This window comes from Pseudomonas sp. 2995-1 (genome assembly GCF_002742505.1).
Lineage (GTDB): Bacteria > Pseudomonadota > Gammaproteobacteria > Pseudomonadales > Pseudomonadaceae > Aquipseudomonas > Aquipseudomonas sivasensis.
Genome location: NZ_LJSA01000195.1, coordinates 1 through 19,843, shown reverse-complemented (window position 1 = coordinate 19,843; position 19,843 = coordinate 1). Strand labels below are relative to the sequence as shown.

General features: G+C 62.5%; 17 protein-coding genes and 1 pseudogene. 4 read left to right on the top strand and 14 right to left on the bottom strand.

The window, feature by feature from the left end; genetic code table 11:
- Positions 1-959: 959 nt before the first annotated feature.
- From gspD to AOA61_RS00730, 12 genes are all read right to left on the bottom strand, one after another.
- On the bottom strand, positions 960-3,179 hold the full coding sequence (gene gspD / locus AOA61_RS00785; RefSeq protein ID WP_032887247.1) for a type II secretion system secretin GspD: 2,220 nt from the start codon (positions 3,177-3,179) through the stop codon (positions 960-962).
- Positions 3,176-3,700: a general secretion pathway protein GspN gene (locus AOA61_RS00780; protein ID WP_099600901.1), complete on the bottom strand. Its 525-nt coding sequence runs from the start codon at positions 3,698-3,700 to the stop codon at positions 3,176-3,178. Before AOA61_RS00780 ends, gspD begins: the two co-directional genes overlap by 4 nt.
- Positions 3,697-4,308, bottom strand: a complete 612-nt coding sequence (gspM, locus tag AOA61_RS00775) for a type II secretion system protein GspM (RefSeq protein ID WP_095185613.1) — start codon at positions 4,306-4,308, stop codon at positions 3,697-3,699. Before gspM ends, AOA61_RS00780 begins: the two co-directional genes overlap by 4 nt.
- Positions 4,283-5,326 (bottom strand): PilN domain-containing protein, encoded by a 1,044-nt coding sequence (locus AOA61_RS00770; RefSeq protein ID WP_032887243.1) that lies wholly within the window; start codon positions 5,324-5,326, stop codon positions 4,283-4,285. The genes gspM and AOA61_RS00770 overlap by 26 nt, the downstream gene beginning before the upstream one ends.
- Entirely contained in the window at positions 5,323-6,048 is a 726-nt protein-coding gene (locus AOA61_RS00765; RefSeq protein ID WP_099600900.1) for a general secretion pathway protein GspK, read from the bottom strand. Before AOA61_RS00765 ends, AOA61_RS00770 begins: the two co-directional genes overlap by 4 nt.
- Positions 6,045-6,674 (bottom strand): prepilin-type N-terminal cleavage/methylation domain-containing protein, encoded by a 630-nt coding sequence (locus AOA61_RS00760; protein ID WP_032887241.1) that lies wholly within the window; start codon positions 6,672-6,674, stop codon positions 6,045-6,047. The genes AOA61_RS00765 and AOA61_RS00760 overlap by 4 nt, the downstream gene beginning before the upstream one ends.
- On the bottom strand, positions 6,671-7,033 hold the full coding sequence (locus AOA61_RS00755; RefSeq protein WP_032887240.1) for a prepilin-type N-terminal cleavage/methylation domain-containing protein: 363 nt from the start codon (positions 7,031-7,033) through the stop codon (positions 6,671-6,673). The genes AOA61_RS00760 and AOA61_RS00755 overlap by 4 nt, the downstream gene beginning before the upstream one ends.
- The gene (locus AOA61_RS00750) at positions 7,030-7,461 is read right to left on the bottom strand and encodes a GspH/FimT family pseudopilin (RefSeq protein ID WP_032887238.1); all 432 of its coding nucleotides are present in this window, start codon (positions 7,459-7,461) and stop codon (positions 7,030-7,032) included. The genes AOA61_RS00755 and AOA61_RS00750 overlap by 4 nt, the downstream gene beginning before the upstream one ends.
- 9 nt (positions 7,462-7,470) lie before the next feature.
- Complete coding sequence (gene gspG, locus AOA61_RS00745) at positions 7,471-7,887, bottom strand: type II secretion system major pseudopilin GspG (protein WP_095185610.1); 417 nt, start codon at positions 7,885-7,887, stop codon at positions 7,471-7,473.
- Between the two features lie 20 nt (positions 7,888-7,907).
- Entirely contained in the window at positions 7,908-9,110 is a 1,203-nt protein-coding gene (gspF, locus tag AOA61_RS00740) for a type II secretion system inner membrane protein GspF (protein WP_099600899.1), read from the bottom strand.
- Positions 9,107-10,837, bottom strand: coding sequence for a type II secretion system ATPase GspE (gene gspE / locus AOA61_RS00735; protein WP_095185609.1), 1,731 nt, complete (start codon positions 10,835-10,837; stop codon positions 9,107-9,109). The genes gspF and gspE overlap by 4 nt, the downstream gene beginning before the upstream one ends.
- A 92-nt stretch (positions 10,838-10,929) precedes the next feature.
- Entirely contained in the window at positions 10,930-11,154 is a 225-nt protein-coding gene (locus AOA61_RS00730) for a hypothetical protein (protein ID WP_032887233.1), read from the bottom strand.
- A 488-nt stretch (positions 11,155-11,642) separates the two neighbouring features.
- Here AOA61_RS00730 and AOA61_RS00725 point away from each other — a divergent pair, with 488 nt between their 5' ends.
- Positions 11,643-14,396, top strand: coding sequence for a glycoside hydrolase family 3 protein (locus tag AOA61_RS00725; RefSeq protein ID WP_099600898.1), 2,754 nt, complete (start codon positions 11,643-11,645; stop codon positions 14,394-14,396).
- A gap of 61 nt (positions 14,397-14,457) precedes the next feature.
- On the opposite strand, the gene AOA61_RS00720 is transcribed toward AOA61_RS00725, so the two are convergent.
- Positions 14,458-15,072 (bottom strand): TetR/AcrR family transcriptional regulator, encoded by a 615-nt coding sequence (locus tag AOA61_RS00720; RefSeq protein ID WP_099600897.1) that lies wholly within the window; start codon positions 15,070-15,072, stop codon positions 14,458-14,460.
- A gap of 154 nt (positions 15,073-15,226) precedes the next feature.
- On the opposite strand from AOA61_RS00720, the gene AOA61_RS00715 reads away from it, so the two are divergent.
- Positions 15,227-15,952, top strand: coding sequence for a M12 family metallopeptidase (locus AOA61_RS00715; protein ID WP_099600896.1), 726 nt, complete (start codon positions 15,227-15,229; stop codon positions 15,950-15,952).
- 34 nt (positions 15,953-15,986) lie between these two features.
- Here the strand turns inward: AOA61_RS00715 and AOA61_RS00710 are convergent, their stop codons facing one another.
- Complete coding sequence (locus AOA61_RS00710) at positions 15,987-17,015, bottom strand: LacI family DNA-binding transcriptional regulator (RefSeq protein WP_099600895.1); 1,029 nt, start codon at positions 17,013-17,015, stop codon at positions 15,987-15,989.
- Between the two features lie 207 nt (positions 17,016-17,222).
- Between AOA61_RS00710 and AOA61_RS00705 the strand changes: the two genes are divergently transcribed.
- Positions 17,223-19,406, top strand: a complete 2,184-nt coding sequence (locus AOA61_RS00705; protein WP_099600894.1) for a TonB-dependent receptor — start codon at positions 17,223-17,225, stop codon at positions 19,404-19,406.
- A gap of 1 nt (position 19,407) precedes the next feature.
- Positions 19,408-19,773 (top strand): annotated as a pseudogene (locus tag AOA61_RS00700) (LLM class flavin-dependent oxidoreductase); the annotation flags it as partial.
- Positions 19,774-19,843 lie beyond the last annotated feature (70 nt).

The window sequence follows — 19,843 nt, the reverse complement described above, 5'->3', positions numbered from 1 at the left end:
GCGTGTTTGACGGGGCGCCTAAGATAAAGATCAAAAGCAGAACAGCAGGCTAGGACCTATCTCTCTGATCTATGGAGATCAAACTGTGGGAGGGGGCTTGCTCCCGATGGCGGTGTGTCAGCCAACAGAGCTGTAACTGAACCACTGCAATCGGGAGCAAGTCGAATCGTCGCACCGCCCCTCCCACATTTGGAATGCGTTCGGCTTAAGAACCCGATCGGCTCTAAGGCCGCCGCGGCCTTGCTTTTGATCTGGAATCGCCCCGTCAACCACGCTGGCCGGAATTCGATGTTGATTTGGCCCCCCCCCCAAATCAATGTCGGATTACGGGCACACCGAGCCTAGGTATCTGTCTGATCTACGGAGATCAAACTGTGGGAGGGGGCTTGCTCCCGATGGCGGTGTGTCAGCCAACAGAGTTGTAACTGAACCACTGCAATCGGGAGCAAGCCCCCTCCCACATTTGGAATGCGGTCGGCTTAAGAACCCGGTCGGCTCTAAGGCCGCCGCGCTCTCGCTTTTGATCTGGAATCGCCCCGTCAACCACGCTGGCCGGAATTCGATGTTGATTTGGGGGGCCGCCGCCAAATCAATGTCGGATTACGGGCACACCGAGCCTAGGTATCTGTCTAGTCTACGGAGATCAAACTGTGGGAGGGGGCTTGCTCCCGATGGCGGTGTGTCAGCCAACAGAGCTGTAACTGAACCACTGCAATCGGGAGCAAGTCGAATCGTCGCACCGCCCCTCCCACATTTGGAATGCGGTCGGCTCTAAGGCTGCCGCGGCCTTGCTTTTGATCTGGAGTCGCCCCGTCAACCACGCTGGCCGGAGTTCCGGCCTTTACAAAAGTGACCCGCTGTAAGAGCGGAACCATAAGCCGCTATTACCTGAATAACGGATATGTACACCGACAAACCGCAGATCAGAAGCAAGCCCCACATCAACCACGTACCCAGACCTACCGAGCCGGCCGCAACAACTGCATCTGCTGCCGATAATCATCCGTCACCTGCCGCGCCTGACTACTGCTGGTAATCACCCTAGGCGTAATCAACACAATCAACTCCGTCCGATCCTTGGACTTGCTCGTATTCCCAAACAACCACCGCAACCCCGGGATCTTTCCAAGGTAAGGCACCGCACTCACCGACTCGGCGTTGTCCTGCTTGATCAACCCGCCCAGCAACACCGTCTGCCCACTCTGCACCGCCACTTGGGTGGACACCGACCGCGTGGAAATACGCGGATTAGTCGGCGTGTCGCTGTTAGTCGACGCCTGATCCTGCGCATCACTGACCTGCTGCTGAATATCCATGTACACCAATCCACCCGGATTGATCCGCGGCACCACGTCGAGGATCACCCCGGTCTGCACATATTCAACACTGCTCAAGGTGGTATCCGAGGTACCCGTGTTAACCGTGGTCTGGCTGATGGGAATGTTGTCCCCCACCTGAATCTGCGCTGGCTGGTTATTCATCACCACCAGCGACGGCGCCGACAGCACCTGGGTGCGACCGTTGGTTTCCAATGCATGCAGCGCCACTTGCAGGTTGGTGCTGACGAAGGAGTAGAACAACGAATCCGCGCCTAGCCCAGCACCGCCCCCCCCCAACGCGCCTTGGCTGCCGGAGGCATTGGCCACAGTGGTGCTGGTGGAATTGCCCGCCAGGCGCCCCAGGTACCACTGCACGCCAAGGTCCAGTTCACCGGTGAGTTTGACTTCGAGAATGCGCGTCTCGATCTGCACTTGCAGCGGTGGATTGTCGAGACGTTTGATCGCCGATTCGATCTCTTTCCACTGCACCGGCCGGGTGCGGACCAGCAGTTGGTTACTGCTTTTTTGCGCGGTGATCCGGGTGCCTGCGTCGAGGCTTTTGGCCGGGGCGTCTTCGGTCGCGCCCTGCTCGGCGGTGTCCTGCTCGACTTCGGGTTCCTGCTCCTCATCCTCTGCGGCGGGTTGGTTGCCATTGAGGTTGTTGCTCAGGCCACCCGGCGTGCTGCCGGACGTACTGTTGGTGCCCGGCGACGACAATGTTGCCGTGCGCAAACCGGGGGCGACTTTGGCCGGGGTATCGTCCTTGATCGCGCCTGTGCCGTAGATCTGCCGCAGGTACTTGGCCAGGTCGGTGGCCTTCATGTTGCGCACGTCATACACATACATCTGCGGCTCGTTGCCGCCGCCTTCGTCGATGGTGTGGATCCAGTCGCCGACTTCACTGAGGTACTGCGGCTGCGACGAAATCGCCACCACCGAGTTGGTCCGCTCGATAGGCAGAAAGCGCACCATGCCCGCCAGGGGCATGCCGCTGTCGGGGCCGAACATCTTTTGCAGTTCGGGCATCAGTTCGGCCACCGAGGCGCGTTGCAGGCCGAACACGCCCACCGACATGCCCTTGAGCCAGTCCACGTCAAAGGTGTCGATGGTGTCCTGGTAATTGGCCAGTTCTTCGGGGGTGCCGGCCAGGCTCAGCACATTGCGCGCCGGGTCCACCAGCAGGAAGGCATTTTCGCGGGCGAACGGCTTGAGCAGTTTCTGCATTTCGGTGGCGGAGATATAGCGCAGCGGAAACAACCGCGCCGACAGGCCACTGGACGGTTGCGACACGCGCATTTCGGGGACCAGTTTTCCCGCCACCGCCTGATTCGCCGGCAGGATCACATAACGACTGCCCTGCTTGATCATCGCGTTGTCGGTCCAGGACAGCAGGGTTTCCAGAATCGACAACGCCTGCTGCTTGTTCACCGGTTTGGAGGTGGAGAAGCTGACGTTGCCCTTCACGCCCTGAGCGATGCTGTAGTTCTCGTGCAGCAGATCGCCCATCACGCTGTTGATCACCGCTTCAATCGGCTGGTCGGCAAAGTTGAACACGATGTCGCCGCCGCCCTCCTCCTTCGCAGACGGTGCCGCAACCGGTTGCCGCACAAACTGTTGGTTGCCGCGAATCAGTTGGCGCTGGGGCGGCGTTTTTGCCTGGGGCTGGCCGCTGTCGACCGGCGCCTGTTCGCTGGCCGGGTCCACGGGCGGACGTTGCGAGCCGGTGCCCTGCATTGCTTCGTGCAGCAGGGCCTCGTCCGGGTCGAGGTGGTCGGGGAATGTCCCGCAGCCACCGAGGGCGACGGCGGTGGCCAGGCAAAATGCGGTGGTGCGCAAGGCGCCAGGGAAGGTATCGATCAAGGGGTGGACTCGCGAGGAAGGGTAATCGGCGGTGTGCTGGACGGCGGCGGCAAACGCAGGGCCCGCAGGCTCAGGGTTTGGCTGCGGCCGTCGAGTACGAAACGGGCGTCGCGGGGGGTCAGGTGCTCCAGACGCCAGCCATTGGGCAGGGTCTGGTCCTGGTGGACTTTCAACGGTGGGCCGTCGGCGCGCTTGAGCAGCGCCACGCGCAGGTCACCGTCGAGGACGATGCCGGTCAGCGTGAGGCTCGACAGGCTGGAGACAGTGCCTTGGCCCACCGCGCGGTCGGGGCTGCGGTCGGGGCTGAACAACGGTGCCTGCCAGGTGCCGGCCAGGCTGTCCAGGGTTGCGCTCGGGGCCACCAACACCTTGGCCGCAGCATTGGCGCGTGTGTCGGGCGCGGGCGGCGGCAACCACTGCGGCGCATCGCCGATGCTGCTGAGGATGCCGGCCATCAGCAGCCCCAATAGGCCGGCCACGCCGATCAAGCCCCACTCCAGGGGACGCAAGGTGCTGATCATCGGCGCACCTGCGCGGCGGCAGCCGGTTGCAGGTAGCCACGCACCAACAGGTGCACCACCAATTTGCCGGCGCCGCCACTGGCGGGTGCGTCCGGGGCGCGGCGGATACTCATTTCATCGACAAACAGAAACGGTCGCTGGTACTCCAGTTCATGGAGGATCGCGGTTAAGGGCTCGATGGCGCAGTTGAGGGTCAGGCTGACTTTGACCTGGCGATAGGGCTCGGCATCGTCCTGCTCCGGGGTGATGGGCATGCGCTGGGTCAGGCTGCAACCGCCACCGAGACCGGCGCGGCTATTGATCAGGTCGGCGATGCGCTGCATCAAATCGGCGGCCACCGCGCTGGGGTCATCGCCGGGTAACAGGCTGGTGCTGCTGGCCGGGTCCTGGCGCGCTTCTTCCAGTTGCTGGCGCAAGCTGTCGCCCTGGCGCAGCACGCCGGCGTAGCGTTGCTGCTGTTCGCGCAGCTGCTCGGCCTGTTCGCCCAGGGTGCGCAACGGGCCGGCGAACCAGCTGTCGATCAACAGCCAATACGCGCCGCCGAGCACCAACGCGAGGACGATCAAGGCCGCGCCACGGCGTTCACGGGGTGTCAGTGGTCGGCGCATCGGCGGCCTCCTGGTGCAGGTGGGCGCGCAAGGAAAACTGATCCTTGCCGGTTTGCGCATCGGGTTGGATGACCCCTTCGAACTGAGCGTTTTCCAGGCTGCGGCAGTTCTTGATGCGGGTGATCAGGGCACTGGCCTTGGCGCTTTGCCCGGAGAAGGACACGTCGGCACCGTCGTTGACTTCCAACTGGTCGATCCAGGTGTCGGGCGGCAGGCAGGCGGTCAGTTCATTGAGCAATGCGGCCAAGGGCGGCTGCGCGGCCTTGCGGCGGATCAAGTACTGCGCGGCGCCCCGGGTGTTGAGCAGTTGCTGGCGCAGGGCCTGGACCTCGGCGACCTGGGCCTTTTGCGCACGCACGCTCTGTTGCATGGCGTCGAGCACGCGCTGGCGGTCGTTGAGCCACAGCACCATGGCGGCAATCAGTAAGGCGCCGCACAGCCACGGCAGACTGCGCTGCAAGCCCTTGCCCGCCGGGCGCTGACGCGGACGCAACGGCGCCGGCAGCAGGTCGATGCCCATGGGCACGCCCGCGCGGTCGTATACGTCCACGGCGTGGGGTTGCAAGCCGAGTGCCGCGCAGTCATCGAGGATCTGGTCCAGACGCTCGCGCAGGATCGCCACCAGCGTCACCTGTAGATGGGCGGCCGTGCGGCGTTCCTGACGCGCGACAAAGTACAGCTGGGCGGCGTCGAACGGAGTGAAGCGGTCCAGTTCGTAACCGACGACCGTGGACAGGTTGCGTGCGGCGGCCACAGGCAATTGCAGGCTCTGCACCAACACGGCGTCCGGTGCCAGCAACAACACCTGGCGCGCCTCGCCGGTGAGCTTTACCACAGGCGCAGTGATCGGCCACGGGTAGACGTGCTCGGGAATGTCATGGGGCAACAACCACCCCGGCAGGCAGCCACGCAGCTCCTTGAGCCACAGGCGCCAGCCCTGTTGCAGCAGGCTGCCGTGCCAGCGCCGGGCGAGCGGCTGCGTCAGCAGGTGCAGCCGCGCGGTTAAGTGTTCATTCATTCTTGCCAACGTAGTACTCGATAAGGTTGTGCGCTGCCTTGCGCGGGGCTCAATAACACCGTGGCTTGCAGCTCGGCGTGGTAACCGCCGGGGCGTTGGGCGCGGCTGCTGACCACCAGCACATCACCGGGGTCGGCACCCACCGCACTTTGGTGCGGCAGGTTCAAGGCACGGCGCATCAACGGGCTCGCGAACGCCGGATCGGGCCGATCCAGGCCGCTCCACAGGCTGATTTCCGGCACCAGCGCGCTGTACAAGGCCTGGGTCATGCCCGGCAGTTGTCGCACTTCTTCCACCACCCGAAACGGTGCAAGGCCCTGGTTGCGGCGCACTTCCAAGTCCCTGGCCAACTGCTTGGCCTGGGTCTGTGTGGCGCCGCAGGCCAGGGCCAAGCGGGCAAAATCCCCCACTTCGGCGCTGTTGAGGTACAACTTGCCGCGCTCGCTGCGCAGGCTCACGTGCAGTTGGGCGTCGTCGAACACCAGCGGGATTTCACGCCCGTCGGCAATCCACTGTTTGCGCTGCAACGGGTCGGCCACGGCTTGCATCGCCAGCGCCACGCCCGCCTCCGCCGCCAGCACGGCCTGGGTGTGCTGGCGATGCCACGCGGCCTGGCGCGTTTCCAGCTGTACCCAACCGGCCAGCCCGCCCAGCAACAAACTGAGCAAGGCCAGCACCCAGAGCACCAGCAGCAGGGCCACACCCCGTTGGTGCTTGATCATTCGGGCGCCCCGCCAGACAGGTTCAGGCGCAAAGCAACCACCTGGGTCACCCACGGCACCGGGCCGTCGACGCGGGCGGCAATCCGCACCGCGTAGGGCAGGCGTTTGGTCCACGGCCACTCACTGATCCAGCCGGTGGCCTGGCCCTTGGGCGACAAGCCGCGATAGCTGAATTGCAGGTCTTCGACGCCTTTGAGCAACACCTGTGGCTCGCTGCGTGACGCCGGCACGCTGACCTGCGCCAGGGACTCAAACCGCGCAAACGCCACCTGCAAATCACGCTGCGCCTCAGGGCCAGTCAGTTGCAGGGTGAAACGCTGAATGCCGCCACCGAGCACACCGGGCAAGGTCGCCACAAACTGCATGCGCTGCGGTCCGCCCGCGAAAAAACCATCGACCTGGCTGTCGTCCTCGGTCACATCCAGCGGTAACGCCTCGCTGATAGCGGTGCGCAAAAATTGCTGGGCAGCACGCATTTCATCCAGGCTGACCGTGTAGCGCTGGGCCTTGAGTACCGCGCGATTGGCACCGAGCAACGCGCCGCCGACCAGGGTCAGCAGCACCCCCAGCAGGCTGAGCACGATCATGATTTCGAGCAGGGTAAAGCCCTGCTGGCGCCGCTTCACAATCCAGCCCCGGCGGCGCGCAGTTTCAAGGTGCTGAAGCTGGCCTGGCGCGGGCCTTCGCTGACACTCAGGTCCAGGCGAAACAAATGCGCCTGGCCGATGCGGCTGGGCTGTTGGGCGATGCGCAGTTGCCAGGCGATGCCGTCCATTTCGCCCTGGCGCGTGCCGCTCGCCAGAGGCCCGGTGCCCTCCTGATCCATTACGCTCAAGGCGGCATGGGTGAGACGGTCGCTATGGGCTACCTGCAACAACGAGCGCGCGCTCTGGCCGAAGGCGACCAGCAGCACCGTGCTACAGATCGCCATCAGCGTCAGCGCGGCGAGCATTTCCAACAGGGTAAAACCGCGCTGGTCCTTCATGGCAGGGCCTTGGACTGGACGCTGCCGGTCAGCCAGCCAATGTCGATGCGCCAACGTCGGCTGCCGTTGACCAGCAGCACGTTGCCGCCGGTGGAGCTGCCATCAGGATAGAAATCCACCGCCGAGCCCGCTTGCTCGGCGGTGTGCAGCGTTACCTGTAGCTCGGCGGGCCAGTGTTTTTTCGGGCGACCGGGCGCCTGGAAACTCAAGTCGCGCAAATCGAAGACGGTGCTTTCAGTGGTGCCACCGACAATCGCCCGGGCGCGCGTGCTGCGCAGCGCCTCGACGATCTGCCCGACCGCCTGGCGCTCTTTCGCCGCACGCAGGCCTTGTTGTAGGCCAAAACCGACCAACCCGGCCGCGATGCTGATCAAGACGATCACCACCAGCATCTCCAGCAGGGTAAAGCCGCGTTGGGCGTTGGGCATGGTCGTGGGTTATTCCCAGTTGCCCAGGTCGGCGCTGTAGCCTTCGCCGCCGGGTTGGCCGTCCTGGCCGTAGAAGATCAGGTCAAACGCACCGTGCTCGCCAGGAAAGCGATAGCCAAAGGCATGGCCAAACGGGTCTTTGAGGTCCGACGGCTTGGCGTACGGCCCGGCCCAACCGGCGCTGTTGCCCGGTTTTTCAACCAGTTGCTGCAAGGTCTTGGGCGGTGAGCCGACATCCAGCCCGTAGCTTTCGATTTTCATCGAAAGGCTCGCCAGTTGCGCCTTGCCCGCGCCGTATTTGCCCTTGTCGACGTTACCGCCGACCTGGCGCACCACGATGGTCGCGACGATGCCCAGCAGTACGATCACGGCGAGCATTTCCAACAGGGTGAAACCGCTTTGGCGGCGTGCAGGTTTTGAGCGCATGGAGGTGGGTCCTTGAGGGTTCATATATTGCTGGTCAGGCTCATCAGCGGCAGCATGATCGCCAGCATGATCACCGCCACCAGCACCGCCATGACCACGGTCAGGGACGGCACCAGCGCAGCGAGCAAGCGGTCGATGCCGCGTTTGGCTTCAACGTCGAACACGTCGGCGACCTTGAGCAGCATGCTGTCCAGTTCGCCGGCCTGTTCGCCGACTTCAATCATTTGCAAGGCCAGGTCCGGCAGCAGCGGCTGCGAGCCAAAGGCACTCGCCAGGGTGCCGCCGCCCTTGACCGACTCGGCGGCCTGGGCGACTTGCGCTTGCAGGGCGCGGTTGGTGCAGACCTGCCGGGCGATGACCAGGGCTTGCAGCAGGGCCACGCCATTGCTCAGCAAGGTGCCCAGGGTGCGCGCCAGTCGGGCGGCTTCGACCCGTTGCAACAGTGGGCCGATGAGGCGAATGCCTAACACGCGGCGATCGTATTTTTCGCGGCGCCGGGGGTCGCGCAGGCGAGCGACCAGGGTCCAGATCGTCACGATCAACCCAGCCAACACCGCCAGGCCGTAGGCACCCAGGAATTGGCCGAGACTCAGGATCACTTCAGTGATCAATGGAATCGGCACGCCCAAGTCTTTGAAGATCGGCACGAACTGCGGCACCACATAGGCCAGCAACAGCGCCAGTGAACCTAGTACGCCAACCACCAGAAACGCCGGATAGATCAACGCATTGATCACCTCGCCCCTCAACAGTTGGCTGCGCTCCAGATAGTCGCTGAGCTGGCGCAGGGTGTTTTCCAGGGCGCCGCCCGCCTCTCCGGCACGCACCATGCTCAGGTACAGCGGCGAGAACTGGCTGCCCTCCTCTTCCAAGGCTTTGGACAAAGGCTGACCGGCTTTGACGCGCTCACGAATGCGCTCGATCAACGCGCGGGTCTGGGGCTGGCCGGGCTGTTTGAGCAGGATGCCCAGGGAGCGTTCCAACGGCTGTCCGGCGCCCAAAAGCGTGGCCAGTTGCTGGGTAAAACTGACCAACGCCGCGCCGTTCAACTGGCCGCGCCCAAGGGCGTTGCGCAGCCCTTGAGCGCCGGCCACATCAATGTGCAATAACAACAAACCGCGCTTGTGCAGCGCGGCGACGGCGGCATCCTGGTCCTTGGCTTCCAGGGTGCCATTTTGCGGCGTGCCCTGGCTGTCGAGGGCGCGGTATTTGAACAGGCTCACGTGCCCTCCCCTCGGGTAACGCGCAGCACTTCTTCCAGGGATGTAACCCCGGCTACGGCCTGGCGCAGGCCTTCTTCATGCAAGGTGCGCAGGCCGCCGCGACGGGCAGCCTGTTCCAGGGTGGCGGCGTCGGCCTGACGCATCAGCAGGCTGCGCAGTTCATCGTTCATCACCAGCAATTCAGTGATTGCACTGCGGCCGTGGTAGCCGCCACCGGGCGCGTCGGCGCGAGGGCGATAGAGCATGATCGGGCGTTGCTCGGTAAAACGGTCCAGGCCATGTTCGGCGATCAATTCGGCCGGTGCTTCGAAGGCTTCTCGAGTGGCAGGATCGAGACGGCGCACCAGGCGTTGGGCGAGGATGCCGTTGACGGTCGAGGCGATCAGGTAGCTTTCGACGCCCATGTCCAGCAAGCGCGTGATACTCGCCGCCGCACTGTTGGTGTGCAGGGTCGACAGCACCAAATGGCCGGTCAACGAGGACTGGATGGCGATGCGGCAGGTTTCCAGGTCGCGGATCTCGCCGATCATGATCACGTCCGGATCCTGACGCACGATGGAGCGCAGTGCGCCGGCAAAGTCGAGGCCGATGGCCGGTTTTACCTGGATCTGGTTGATGCCTTCGAGCTGGTACTCCACCGGGTCTTCCACGGTGATGATCTTGCGCTCGGCGGTATTGAGCCGCGACAGCGCGGTGTACAGCGTGGTGGTCTTGCCCGAGCCAGTCGGACCGGTGACCAGCAGGATGCCGTGGGGGCGTTCGAGCACTTCGAGGAAGGTTTCCAGGCGCTGGCCATCGAAGCCCAGGCTCTGGAAATCGAACTGCACGGTCTGGCGGTCGAGCAAACGCATGACCACCGACTCGCCAAAACTGGTGGGCACGGTGGACACACGCAAGTCCAGTTCCTTGCCCTGGATGCGCAGCATGATGCGCCCGTCCTGGGGCAGGCGGCGTTCGGCGATGTCCAGGCGCGCCATGATCTTTACCCGCGAAATCACCGCCGCCGATGAACTGGACGGCGGCGCCTCCGCCTCGTGCAGCACGCCGTCGATGCGGTAGCGCACCTTGAGCTGATTTTCGAAGGGTTCGATATGGATGTCCGAGGCGCGATGTTCAACCGCGCGCTGCAGGATCAGGTTGACCAGGCGAATCACAGGCGCTTCGGAGGCCATGTCCTTGAGGTGTTCGATGTCTTCGAGCGCGCCGCCCTGTTCGTCGAGGTTTTCGATCAGGGTACCCATCGCCGAGCGGCCCTGGCCGTAATAGCGCTCGATCAGGGTATCGACTTCATTGCGCGGGCCCACCGCCAGCCACACCGGCACACCGCACGCATAAGCCATGGCCTGGAACGGATAAACCAACGCCGGGTTGGCCGCCAGCACCCGCAACCCGCCCTGGCTCCAGCCCACGGGCACCACTTGGTGATGGCGCATAAAACGCTCGGTCAGGGCCGGTAACGGGTCGAGCAACGGCGGCGCTGCGTCCGCCAGCAACAGCGGTGCGCCAAGCAGGTCTGCCCAGGCGCGGGCCAACTCCACTTCGGAGACCAGTCCCAGGCGGGTGAGCAGGCCGAGTAGTTCGGTGTCGTCAGACTCCTGGGACAGGCGCCGGGCGCGCTCCAGGTCAACGGTTTTCAAGCCGGCGTGCTGCATCAGCCACGCGCAGACCTGTTCGGTGTGCGGGATGTGCATCTGGCAGGCGTTGATGGGCGTTGAGGGACTTGGCATGAGTAGCTATCTGAGGGGCGATGTTCTAAAGGGCTACTGGGAACCCCTGTGGGAGTGGGCTTTCCCCTCCCGCAGGGGGCCGCGTTTCGCCGTTAGTTCGAGGTCTTCGGCGCGGCCTGGCTGCCATTCAACGGTCGGCCACCCTTGGTGGTTTCTGCCTTCTGCTTCTTGGCAGCCTTGGCATCGTGGGACTGGGTCAACACGGTGGAATCGGCGGCGCCGGACTTGGCATCCGCGTCGGTGGCTTCAGCCGCAATGGCCGCGCCGCTCAATGCAACGCCCAGCACAAAACCGGCACCCAGCAGGGACTTTTTCATAAACATTCTCCAGATAAAAAACTGCGAAACGCTCACGTGGCGCCTTGAATCGGTTCAAGACCCTACAGCAAAGCGTTGTGTATGACAGCGTGTATAAAACATGGCCTTTTAGAACTACCGAGCAACGCCACTAGTTCGCCATGCCACCATCTATTTTCTTAAACCAATCGACTGGTAGGTTTAGTCTTAGTTCAAAATCGTAATGAAATATTTCTTATTTCACGCAAAAATTAGCTTTCGTTTGACTTATAACCGCAAGAATTGCCTTAATTATCACGTTTTCGCGGTTCAAAATGCCATCTAGTGATATCGCCAAGACATCATCCACAACAATAATTAACACAATTATTAAACTTACAGAATCTGCAAAACCCGCCAAGTAATTGCAATTAGCCATCGGTTAAACATTGCGATCAAGGCGAACTATTGCCCACGAAAAAGTGACGAGCGTCACCCTATTTTTACTAAACAGTTGTCGGAGAAACCCCATGAATAAACGCAAGATGATCGGTGCGCAGTCGGCGTTTGCCCTGCTGGCGCTGGCCGTGTCCCAGGTGCACGCGGCCACCAGCCCTGCCTTGGACGAAGGCCGGGTGAACCGTGCAGAAAAGGCCGCGGACAAAACCCTGGCGAAGATGACCATGGAAGAAAAACTCGCCTACATCGGCGGCACCGGTGGCTGGGACGTCAAGCCGCTGACCCAATACGGCATCCCACAGATCCACGGTGCCGACGGCGGCGTCGGTGTGCGCTACACCAGTGAAGGCAACGCCCAGGGCGTGGTCTACCCTTCCGGACCGAACCTGGCCGCCAGTTGGAACCCGCGCCGCGCCATCGACCTGGGTCGTGCACTGGGCTACGACACCGCCAGCGGCGGTTATCAGTTCGTCACCGGCCCCGGCGTGAACCTGTACCGCATGCCCTACAGTGGCCGTGCGTTCGAGTATCTGTCCGGTGAAGACCCGTTCCTCGGCGCCAGCCTGGGGCCGGCAGTGATCAACGGTATCCAGTCCCGTGGCGTTTGGGCCAACGCCAAGCATTTCGCGGCCAACGACCAGGAAAGCAATCGCTTCCACCTCGACGAAATCATCAGCGAGCGTGTGCTGCGCGAGATGACCCTGCCGCCCTTCGAGTCCGCCTCGAAGAACAGCAAGGTGGCGATGATGATGTGTGCGTTCCAGAAAGTGAACGGCGAGTTCGCCTGCCAGAACAAACACCTGATGCGCGACATCCTGAAGACCGAATGGGGCTATCCAGGCTTCGTGCAGAGTGACTACAACGCGGTGGTCAACGGCTTGCCGGCGGCGCAGGCCGGCACCGACCTGGACATGATGGGCTACCAGATGAACAGCACGGTGCTCAAGCCGTTCCTGGACAGCGGCGAGCTGAGCAGCGCGACCATCGATGACAAGGTGCGGCGCATCCTCAAGCAGATCTACCTGTACAAGTTCGACAGCAAAGCGCCGTTGACCAGCCACAACATGAACAGCGCCACCAGCAACCGCGTGGCCCTGAACGCGGCGCGCGAAGGCATCGTGTTGCTGAAAAACCAGAACAACCTGCTGCCTCTGGATGCCAAGAAGGTCAAGACCATCGCGGTGGTCGGCAACCTGGCCAAATACGCCCCGCCCACCGGTTTCGGCAGCGCGAATGTGATGGCGGCCAACTACATCAGCGAGCTGAGCGGCCTGCAGCAATTGGCGCCGGGTGCCAAGGTCGAGTTTATCGACGGCCTGTCCCTGGACCCGACGGCCTCCAACTGGACTCACACGGACAGCGACGGCAACAGTGTCAAAGGCGTGAAGACTGAGTTCTTCAACAACACCAACTGGTCCGGCGACCCGGCGGCCAGCCGCACCGATCGCCATGTCGACCTGGACTGGTCCACCGGCAGCCTGCCGGTGAACGGCGATACGGCGGCCACTTCGATTCGCTACAGCGGCCAGATCACCCCGACCGTCAGCGGCGAGCAGGTGTTCAAGATTCGCGCCGACGGTGCCGTGCGTCTCTACGTCAACGGCAAGAAAGTGCTGGATAACGGCGACGGCAAGCCGCTGCCCAACAACAGCATCCCACCGACCATTCCGGTATTCGCCAAGGTCAATCTTGAGGCTGGCAAAGCCGTCGACATCAAGCTGGAATACTCGCGCCGCAACGGCTACCTCTCGACCATGGGCGGTTTGGTGGGCGTGCAGATGAGCTGGGCCTCGCTGGTGGCGCCACAGGACCTGGCCAAGTACGACGCCGTGCTGGTGGCTGCGGGCAACAGTAATGAATACGAAGGTGAAGGCTTTGACCACAGCTTCGACCTGCCGGAGTTCCAGGGCCAACTGATCCAGAGCATCGCCAAGGTCAACCCCAATACTGTCGTCACCCTGCACGGCGGTACCGGGTTGAAAATGAGCGACTGGATCGACCAGGTACCGGCCGCATTGCATGCGTTCTACCCTGGGCAGAACGGCGGCCAGGCATTGGCGGAGATCCTGCTGGGCAAGGTCAACCCGTCGGCCAAGTTGCCAATCAGCATCGAGCGCAACATCGAAGACAACCCGATCTACGCGACCTTCCCCAAGTTCGACAACCAGGAAACCCTGGCTGAGATGAGCTACAAGGACGACCTGTTCCTGGGCTATCGCGGTTACGAGAAAAAAGGCATCAAGCCGCTCTACCCGTTCGGCTATGGCTTGTCGTACACCACCTTCGGCTACAGCAACATCAGCGTGACGCCAGGGGTTGCAGTTGCAGGGGCGCCGATCAAGGTGTCGTTCGACCTGGCCAACACCGGCAAGGTGGCGGGCGCCGAAGTCGCCGAGCTGTACGTGGGCCAGAACAATCCGAAAGTCGAGCGGGCGCTCAAGGAACTCAAGGGCTACAAGAAAGTGTTCTTGAAGCCGGGCGAGAGCAAGCGCGTGACCATCGAGCTTAACGATCGCTCGCTGGCCTACTACGACGTCAAGAGCAAGCAATGGGTGGTGGACGCCGACAGCTTCAACTTGTCGGTGGGCGCGTCGTCTCAGGACATTCGCCTGAACGCCAAGCTGGTCAACCCGTTCCGCCAGGAACTGTCGACGACCACCAGCAACCCGTTGCCGCGTTCAGCGCTCAATTCGACGTTGCGTGAGCTGCCACAGGTGAAGACTGGCGGTGTGCTGCATCAGAATGAAGGCGACAGCGGCACCAGTGAAGGTGATGGCTATGACATGAGCGATGACAGCAGCCAGGGCAGTGCTTCCGGTAACTGATCCCGACTCGGTCTAATGTGGGATGGGCAAGCCCCCTCCCACATTTTTGACTGTGTTTGACTCAGGTTCGAATGGCCGCTTCAACCCGCGCAATGTAGGCGTCGAAGCGCGCCACCAGATCCACCTGCTCGGGAAACCGCAACCACTGGATCTGCAGGCCATCCATCATGGCCAGGATCTCCTCCACCAGCCCGGCGATGTCCACGTCGCCGCGCACCTCCCCCGCCGCCACCAGGTCGGCAAACTGTCCTTGCATGCGTTGGTGAATCGCCGCGTAGCGCGCCTGGAACCACGCCCAGGCCGGCTGGGTATCCAACAGACTTTCGGCATTCAAGATGGTAAACGCGCGCACCACGCCAGGCGCCGTGGCATTTGAACGATTGATTGCGCGCAGGCTGCCGAGCAAACCATTGAGGGTTTTCTCCGCACGCACTTCATCGGCAATCCGCTGATTGACCTCATCACGCCGCTGCAACACGCCCATCAACAGCGAGATCTTGCTCGGAAAATGGTGCAGCAACCCGGCCACGGAAATCCCTACGATCCCCGCCACCTGCGCCATCGAGGCACCGCTGTAGCCTTCCAGGGAAAACACTTGCAAGGCCGCATCCAGCAGCTCTTCGCGGCGTTTTTCACCTTTGGGTGCGCGGCGGGTTTTCGACGGCGACTCGGTCATGGAAAAGTCCTGGAGGAAGAGGCTTGCACCGTATCCAAAATGCCACCGCGCCGCAAATAAACCTCGGGCGAGTGTCGGGGCTTCAATGGAACGCTCTGGGCGATCCGTGCCAATCAATGCTCGGACTTGTCCCAGATAACCCGAGTAAGACGCCATGATCGCTTCAAGACTATTCACGCCTCCGCTGCCCGCGCCACCCCCCTCGCCCGCCGAGGACGGCGACAGCATTCAACCGACCGAACGCCTCTCCCGAAGTCGCCGCGATGTGGGTGAGCCCGATAAATACTGGCCGCAGCACAGCACCCTCAAAATCGCCATGTATGACTACGAGATGGACGACCCTTATGTGCAGGCGGTCAAGCAGGCCGCCAGCGAGTGGCTGCCCCATATCAACCTTAAGTTCGAATTCGTCAGCGGGGAAGAAGGCGATGTTCGCATCTCGGGGGTGCCGATTCATCAAGGTTCCGGGGTCTCAATGGTCGGTAACGATGCACAAAAAGTCTCCCCCGGAATGCCGACCATGAACCTGCCGATAGACTACTCGTCGACTTCATTCGCCCACACCGTGTTGCACGAATTCGGCCACATGCTCGGCGCCCGGCACGCCCATCAGCATCCTGACGCGAATATCCCGTGGGACCTGGCCAAACTTGACCGGCATATACCCCGTCACTACCAGCAAGCCAACTTGCTGCCCCTGCCGCGCAGCGCTGCCTATGATTTTCTGCCGTATGACGAAGACTCAGCCATGCACTACGCGATCAACCCCGCGTTGACGACGGATAATACCTTCCACTCAAGAAACTCGATGCTCAGCCCAGGCGATATCGCCTGGGCAAACAAGGCTTACCCGAAGGCAGCTCGTCGGACCGGCACATAAGCATACGAGCCCGCGTGAGTAGCGCCCGGTTGTGTCAGGCACTCTCACGCGCGATCAACTGACATTGCAAGAAATTCAGCCGCTGGACGTCATCCGCAACCGGTAAGACCCCCAGGCTTTCCAGGACCCGCGTCGCCGCCAGCACACCAATCTCAAGCGCCGGCGGTTTGATGGTGCTCAGGCTCGGCAGCAGCATTTCTGCAAACGGGTAATCACCGAACCCGAGCACCGCGCACTTCAATCCGGAACGCTGCCCGGCCAGCAGGCCACCGGCGGCCAGGTTGTCATTGGCGAAGAAGATCGCCTCCGGTGGGGTGGCGTGGCTCATCAGCGCCTCCATGGCCTGCTTGCCCGCCTCGAACGGTGCGCGGCCGGCGTCCGGGACGAACACCTGGGGCTGCACGCCCAGTTCGACCAGGGTTGCCGAAAATCCTTCCCCACGCTCATGGGCGCTGAAGTCACCCGCCACGCTGTTCTGCACGAAGGCCATGCGCCGATAGCCCTTGCCATGCAGGTAACGCGCGGCGCTGACGCCGACCTGGTAGTGGGAAAAGCCGATCTGTACCGGTGCGCGCTCGGGCACGTAGTCCCAGGTTTCCACCACCGGAATGTCCGCGTCGGCAATCATCTTTTCGGTCGCCGCACTGTGGAAGCGACTGGTCAGCACCAGCGCCGCTGGCGACCAACCCAGAAACGCCCGCACCGCGCTTTCTTCCTGCTCGGCGCTGAAGTAACTCGACGCCAGCAACAGTTGGTAGCCATGGCGACTGAGGGTATCGCTGAACCCCTGAATGGTATTGGCAAAAATCGGTCCGGAAATGTTCGGGATCACCATCGCCACGATCCGCCCACGCGCCGACGCCAATCCGCCGGCCACCAGGTTGGGCACGTAACCCAGCTCGGCGACTACTTGGGCAATGCGTTCGCGGCGTTCTGGGGACACCTGTTCCGGCTGGTTGAAATAACGCGACACGGTAATAGCCGACACGCCAGCCTGGCGCGCCACGGTATTCAAGGTGACACGCCCGGCGCCACGGCGCTTGCGCGGTTTTTCTTCGCTCACGGGAGGATCCTGTTAACAACCAAAAAGAATATGAGACTAATTTTTAAGTATTTGACGCTCTAAAGCAGAGCTAACAATAATGCCGATGTTAGCGCTAACAAAGCGCGCTGTCTGCTACTCGCTCAAGCGAATGTCCAAGACAGTTTCACAGGCGCTGACGGTCGTAGAACCGCAGCGGACCAGGGCATTTTTTTGAGCGGGCACAGCATGCACAAACACACTCACTTGTTATTCCTCGCCGGTTTGACCGCACTTCCGGCAGGCGTCGCCATTGCCGCCGACGAGCCGCAAGCCACCCTCGAAGCGGTGACCGTCACCGCCACCCGCCGCGAAGAATCCCTGCAGAAAGTCCCGGTGGCGGTCTCGGTACTCGACGGCGAGCAACTGGAGCGCGACAACCGCAACGGCGTGGCGAGCATCGCGCAACAGGTGCCGTCGCTGAACTTCCGTACCGGCGCATCGAACAAGGACACCTCATTATTCGTACGCGGCGTGGGTACCATCTCCACCTCCCCCGGCGTGGAGCCGACGGTGGCCACGGTGATCGACGGCGTGGTCTATGCGCGCCCCGGCCAGGCCACCCTCGACCTGCTGGACCTGGAACGCATCGAAGTGCTGCGCGGCCCCCAAGGCACGCTGTTCGGCAAGAACGCCTCGGCCGGTGTGCTCAACATCACCAGCAAGGCCCCCAGCGCCGAGACCCACGGCTACATCGACCAGTCGTACTACAGCGGCAATGAAAGCCGCACCCGTTTCGGCATCGGCGGCAGCCTGGTTCCGGACGTGCTCAAAGGCTCGGTCAGCACGCTGTTTGGCAGCTATGACGGCAACGTCGACAACCAGCACAACGGTCAGGAGGTCAACGGTTACAACCACAAAGGCATTCGCGGCAAGTTGGAATTCACCCCCAACGACGACGTGACGCTGACGCTGATCGCCGACTACATGCAGTCTCACGACGATGCACCGAATGGTGTGGTCAGTAAGTCATTGACCCCGGCATTCAGCAACGCCTTGAGCCCGGTGCGGGCCTCCAGCGACAACCGCGACATCAACACCGATACGCGCAGCCATGTCGAGGACACCAACAAAGGTTTGTCCGCCCAGTTGGACTGGAACCTGGGCGACTACACCCTGACCTCAATCACCGCCTGGCGCGGCTGGGACAACACCCAATACCAGGATGGCGACCGCCTCGGCAGCGTGACCGCCGCGTTTCCCGGCACTGCCGACAAGGGTGAGCTGGCCTTCGACCAGTACTCTCAAGAGTTGCGCCTGGCCTCGCCCAAGGGTGAATTCCTGGAGTACGTCGGCGGCCTGTTCTACATGCATGGCAAGGACGAAGAGACTTACCAGCGCACGCTCACCACCACAACGCGCACCGACCGTGGCGTCGCCGACTACAGCACCACCAGCGACAGCTACGCGGTGTTTGGCGAGACCACGCTCAACTTCACCTCGCGCTTTCGCGGGATCGCCGGCCTGCGCTACACCCATGACGACTTGAAATACGATCACCGCCGCGTATCCACCTCGGCCACCACCGTCAGCGGGATTCAACCGGCCACGTCCAGCTCGGGTTCAGTGGACGAAGATGGCTGGTCCGGGCGCCTCGGCGTGCAGTACGACCTGACCGATAACATCACCAGCTACCTGACCTACTCGCGCGGCTACAAAGGCCCGGCCTACAACGTGTTCTTCAACATGCAGCCGCGCGATACCGATGCGCTCAAGCCGGAAACCTCCAACACCTGGGAAGCCGGGATCAAGGCCACTGCCTGGAACAACCGACTGACCACCAACCTGGCGGTTTTCCACAGCGACTACGACAACTACCAGGCCAACTTTTTCGACTCGGTCGCCGGCCAAGTGGTGACCCGCCTGATCAACGCCGGCAGCGTCAGCACCGAAGGCGTCGAACTCGATTACGCCTTGCAGGCCACCCAGCAACTCAAGCTCTCCGGCGCCCTGGCCTACACCCGTGCACGCATCGACGAATTCGCCTGCCCGGCGGGCGCGGCGGCCACCTGCAACGTCAACGGCAAGCCGCTGCCCTACAGCCCGGACTGGAAGAGTTACGTACGCGCCGACTACACCATCCCACTGGATAACGGCCTGGATATCGAACTGGGCACCGACTACAGCTGGCAGAGCGAAGTGCAGTACGACATCAGCCAAAACCTCGACACCAAACAAGGCGCCTACGGCATCTGGAACGCCAGCGTGGCCCTGGCGGACTACAGCAATGGCTGGCGCGTGGCGCTGCTGGCCAAAAACCTCGCCGACAAGTCCTACTCGCCGTTGCTGGCCAGTGGCGGCAACTACATCTACCGCGCCGTACCTCGTGACGATGAACGTTACTTCGGCGTGCAACTGCGCAAGGATTTCTAACATGAGCCGTCAGCTGAAACTCGGCGCCTTTCTCATGGCAACCGGGCACCATGTGGCCGCGTGGCGCCATCCGGACGTACCGGCAAATGCCGGGCTGGATTTCGCCCAGTACAAACACTTGGCGCGGGTGGCCGAAGCGGCCAGGTTCGATGCACTGTTCGTAGCCGACAGCATTGCCGCGCCCACGGGCGAGATCGCCAGCCATATGGCGCGATCGGATCATTTCGAGCCGCTGACCCTGCTCTCGGCGTTGAGTGCGGTGACGGAGCATATCGGCCTGATTGCCACGGCGACCACCACCTACAACGAGCCCTACCATGTGGCGCGCAAATTCGCCTCGCTGGATCACCTGTCGGGGGGGCGGGCGCGGCTGTAGCGCTCGGCATGGCCCACGTGTTCATCGCGGCCGAAATTTTGCGCCTCTGCAGCAGCGTCCG